Genomic DNA, 4,697 nt, shown 5'->3' with positions numbered 1-4,697 from the left:
CCAGCGTGAACGAACAAGACGCAAACGCCCGGCGCTCACCGAGGAGCGCTTGGAGGAGATGCAGTACACACTCAGCGAGGCGATTCGCGAGGGGTTCGCCGTGCGGGTGACGGTGTTCACGCCGGAACGAGACGTCGTGCTCGTTGGACGAGTGTCGGTATACGGGCGGGAATTGCGGGTGCGAACGGTCAACGGTGTGCGTGTCGTGGATGTGCGGAATGTTGTGGGAGTGGACACAATGAATGGCCAGTCAAGGTAATTTGGATATTGTCGGGGGACATCTTATATGTGGGAAGGGCAACACGCGTGGTTGCCATGGCCGCTGGCGTAGGTGGGGCTGGCGGCTATTTGTGTGTTCTGGATAATTTAAATCTTGATTTAACACATTGATGCCTATATAGTAGGAACAGAACATATGTTCGTATTTGTGGGGTGTTGAGATGATTGCAAGTACGGTAGGTTCGAAGGACAAGGACACACAACACATCCTTGCAATCATAGGGTTGGTACAGGAGTCCGCGATGAATTTGATTGAAAGTGGTAATCGAAGCATTGAAATGGAATGCCCTGAGTGCGGCGGTCAAGCGATTCTAGAACTTGACTTCTGTTGCGGCGTCCAAGCGCATTGCCCATCCTGCGAGTTTTGGATGCACATGAGGCTAGATCTTCGTTTCGACGAGCAAGGAGTTGACTCGCAGTGTCCGTGCAAGCCAATAGAGCTTAGGGACGATGCGAAGCTGGATGTACTTCCTGTGGCGACCGTTGTTCACGGCGACAGCAACATGAACGTTGGAGGCTATATACTGATACTGCACGCCCATGGTCGTATGTACGACGTGTGCGTGTGCAAAACGATTCGCACGTTGTTGGAAACACGAGAGTATGTGATGAGTCGATACACGGATCTCATTGATCAGGGCTACGTATTTCGGGACGGCCAGTTCGTTGGGCCAGACAGAATTTCACTGCCTCTAGAATCGCTAACGCGCTAAATATGGGGCGAGCGCGCAAGACTCTGACGTGCACCTCACGGCCTGGCCTTTTTCTCTCTATACCGACAATTTGCGATGTCGGAGAGGTCCTTTGCGACTTCAATACAGCCTAAATCGTCTTCGCCGATACAAATCCACTTGTATTCTGGTAGATCGCCCACCGTGTATCGTCCGATGCGGCCCAATTCAGCTGCAGGCATTTGCATACGTTCCATGAACTTGGCCGCTTCGGACAACGTGGCGTCTGGGTTGCTACGAAGCCATTTCCGTGTTTCTTTGGCAATTTCCCTTCCTGACTTGGTACGTGTGTTTTGAATCAATGTATGATTCAAGAGTCATTCACCACCTGTAGAACAAATATACACGAAAAGCGCTTTTCAACACAGATATAGGACTGTTATTTTCTAAGATTCTGATTTGACCGAGCGATAAACACTGCAAATGTGCTCGCTTGCGCAATATTATCGGTCTCGTTGGCGCCATACAAACGTTCCTCTACTGAACGATTGTTGCCACCTGTACTTAATGCGAATGCGTAGACCATATTTTCGGTGATGCGAGATTGTCCTTTACTCGCGTTCGAAGCGTTTCTTCACATTCTTCACATGCTGTGCGCGCATTTCGCGGTTTTCGGTGTTGGCCCCCAACAGGCGTTGATGAATCTCTTGAATATCTTGATCATTCAGTACACGCTTGTCGATATTGCGAATCACACGGTCAATTTTTGAGATTTGGGTGACCATCGCGTCCGAAATTTCACTTAGGCGCAAATCGGTACGGCTGCTGAACACCACAATGTTATGTATCGGAACGTCTCCGACAATTGCTTGGATAGATCGTATGTGGCCCTTATTTTGGAGAATTGGATTCTCATGTCGGTACTTATTTCGACCCAACGTCACCGTCCAGTTCCTTTCATGACCTTTGCCGTACACACGGCCAGCCCAATTCTTGGTCTCAATTACGGCCACGCCTCCGGAAAACACGACGACGTGGTCGATCTGCGACGTCCCGTTGCCACGATAATGCGGTATCAATAAGTCGTTGATGACGCAATACCTCGACTTGTCGAGCTTGTCCAACCGTGACCGGACGCCCCGTTCGCCCAGAAATCCAATAAAGCTTTTCGATTGATTGAGTATTTTGAGACCGGAAGCCATCACTATCAAGATGAACATTGGGATCATCAATTTGAGCATGCGTTTTCACCCCTATCCCCCAAAACCAGCACTCATGTGCACTCCGGGCATTGGAGATAATTCAATGTGCTAGATCCATTTCTGCAGCGTTGACCATGCTTCGCTACATCCCTGCGGTCACTTACATAGCGAAGATCGCGCCTTATGACGTGTTCGTTGTATACGAACTGTCGCACGATGGCGAGGAAAATGCAAGGTGTGCTGTTGGTTCGGAGGCTACCTTTCAACTGATGCGCAGCACACCACGCTGCACCCGTTAACCCGCTGACCCGGAAGTCCGCCACGCGGGCACGCCAAAGCTCACGGTGTTGTTCCAATTCGGCCTTGGTCACCACGATCCCCCCACACCTTCAATCTGGGTACATCATGTCCCAGGAGGGGGCCGACGCTAGGTGTGTGCTATTTGACGCTCACCCTGATTCAAGGAAATGTGATGGACGTGCTCGTAGCACATTCCTTTGTGCTCAAAGGCGGCTGTGGCTAGTTTACACAGCGGGGTCGATCCCCAAAAAATCAATATCCTTTCTGTCCTGCTTGATGGGATCGTGCACCTTGAACGCCGCGAAGTAAACACGAGCATCGATATTTTCATGTTCCTCTTGTGCCCAACCGGGTATGGCGGTTTACACATGATATCGGACACTACTGTTTAGCGCATGAGGAACAGTAAACCTTTACCATGCCTTGTCACCTTCAATTGGTTTATCAGACGTCTGGGGGTCTTATTCTGTCACGCTCGCTACCTCAAACGGCGATGACCGTTCGTTCTCCGAGATAGATAGACACAGAAACACATCCGGACAGACGCGTGTAAACACGCTCATCCGAATGTGTTTCGAATCTGACCGAAAACTATCGTGTAATCTCCATTGCGAGCCCTATCCATGAAGATACGATGACCACAGCCATGAACGTTAGATAAAACAGTCCAATGCGTTTCCGGACTTTGCCGCGAAGACGAAGAAGGCCGATTACGTTAAAACAAACGATTCCTACAATGTTGAGGAGTAGAAAATCTATGCTACATTACCTCCCATGTTGAATGGTACACCACCCGCCCAGTTTATCCAATCGCCATAGCCATTATCGTAGCTATCTAACATCGCTGCGCTAAATCCGTAAATCCCCGCATAAAGACCTGCGACAACTGAAAGAACATCAACTCCCGGAACAGGAGCTAAAGCGGCACCAGCAAGGCTCGCGCCAGAGGCAACCAGTGTGGCGTCCTTAATGAGATTTCTTGTCGCTTTTTCATTGTACACTTGTTGATCTCCCCACCAATAGTCAAACTCGGCGGTTTGAGGCGACGAACTAGTGAACCAGCTAGCTGGTAAGCCATCTGTGGAAGCAGCCGTCGCAGAACTTAACGATGCCGCTTGCGACATTGATGAGACTAGGCCGGCTAAATGCGTAAGTGGATTGACCTCGTGATTCAGAACTAGACTGTTGTAGTTGCTGATACCGTTCAAGACGAAGGATTGTTCTTGGCTCGTCAGATTCAACTGAGAGAGAGTTGATGGAGCGATGCTTAGCGTGCCATTTGCCGACGTCTTAATGTAAGGATTAACCTCTTGAACCAGGGTTTGTACATTGAAGCTGCCCGCCTGCGAGGATGACGCACTCACACTGCTAGTCGTGTTAGAGGTAGTATCCGCATAAGCTACCGACGATACCGACAAAACTACTACACCCGCAGCAATAGACGACAGAATACGATTTTTCAACACTTACAGCACTCCTTAAAATGGTTTAGGAACAAAGCCAGTTTTACTTTCTGACCGACTTGTCACCCTAGTGACTCTTTTAAATGAGCCTTTTGCAGAATGACTTGTTCGGTCGAAGAGCAAAAAGAAAGCTACCATTTGCGCTGGATTGAATGAACTATTATTACCTTTTTATGTTGTGCAGCTAGATCTCGAGTACCTCGTACGTCGGAACCCTGCGACCGCTCTCATACAGGCTGATAGCAGCTCTCGATATCCCATCTCCCGCCAAGTCAGCTTGTGTAAGTTTGCGTTCTTCTCGGAGCTGACGCAGGATTCCTGGGAATGAAGGACTCATCTCCGTATCGTCTCCATCCTATGGTTCATCAGGGACGACGTGGTGTTGATGGGCTACGTGTCCGTCTGCGGCCGGGAGTTACGAGTGCAAACGGGCAACGGCGTGCGTATCGTGGATGTGCGGGATGTTGTTGTGAGCGGGGATTCGATATGATTTGGAAGACAGATGAGTATCCTTTGTCATAGGAAGGGCAACACGCGTGGTTGCCATGGCCGCTAGCGTAGGTGGGGCTGGCGGCTATTTGTGTGTTCGGGATACGTAAAACCTTCTCCGTGACAGGAGCTTATTTGCCGTTCGGCGTCCGCTTGGCTTAGGCTTCGGCCATCAGGCGCTTCAATATCAGCGACGTCCGCGACAACGGGTTGCAAATCGGCATAGTTACCATACGCCATTTTTGTGGCAACACAGCAGTCCTTATTTTTCTATCGTTGTATCGTTTCCGAAA

The 4,697-nt window shown here is 49.9% G+C and carries 6 protein-coding genes; 1 reads left to right on the top strand and 5 read right to left on the bottom strand.

Annotated elements, in window-relative coordinates; all coding sequences use genetic code 11:
- Positions 1 to 259 (top strand): YolD-like family protein (locus tag C7445_RS14085; protein WP_134161312.1); only part of this gene is annotated, 259 nt, incomplete at its 5' end.
- A 768-nt stretch (positions 260 to 1,027) separates the two neighbouring features.
- Here the strand turns inward: C7445_RS14085 and C7445_RS14080 are convergent.
- The 5 genes from C7445_RS14080 to C7445_RS14060 form a co-directional block, all read right to left on the bottom strand.
- Positions 1,028 to 1,324 (bottom strand): hypothetical protein, encoded by a 297-nt coding sequence (locus C7445_RS14080; RefSeq protein ID WP_040288203.1) that lies wholly within the window; start codon positions 1,322 to 1,324, stop codon positions 1,028 to 1,030.
- A gap of 237 nt (positions 1,325 to 1,561) precedes the next feature.
- Positions 1,562 to 2,191 (bottom strand): nuclease-related domain-containing protein, encoded by a 630-nt coding sequence (locus C7445_RS14075; RefSeq protein ID WP_006445427.1) that lies wholly within the window; start codon positions 2,189 to 2,191, stop codon positions 1,562 to 1,564.
- Positions 2,192 to 2,223: 32 nt separating this feature from the next.
- Positions 2,224 to 2,523 (bottom strand): IS66 family insertion sequence element accessory protein TnpA, encoded by a 300-nt coding sequence (gene tnpA / locus C7445_RS15080; RefSeq protein WP_424923018.1) that lies wholly within the window; start codon positions 2,521 to 2,523, stop codon positions 2,224 to 2,226.
- Between the two features lie 684 nt (positions 2,524 to 3,207).
- On the bottom strand, positions 3,208 to 3,918 hold the full coding sequence (locus C7445_RS14065; protein ID WP_040288210.1) for a hypothetical protein: 711 nt from the start codon (positions 3,916 to 3,918) through the stop codon (positions 3,208 to 3,210).
- Positions 3,919 to 4,099: 181 nt separating this feature from the next.
- Positions 4,100 to 4,252: a helix-turn-helix transcriptional regulator gene (locus tag C7445_RS14060; protein ID WP_081503837.1), complete on the bottom strand. Its 153-nt coding sequence runs from the start codon at positions 4,250 to 4,252 to the stop codon at positions 4,100 to 4,102.
- Positions 4,253 to 4,697 lie beyond the last annotated feature (445 nt).

This window comes from Alicyclobacillus sacchari, assembly GCF_004366795.1.
In the GTDB taxonomy this organism is placed as follows: Bacteria; Bacillota; Bacilli; order Alicyclobacillales; family Alicyclobacillaceae; genus Alicyclobacillus; species Alicyclobacillus sacchari.
This window is presented reverse-complemented; position numbering and strand designations above follow the sequence as displayed.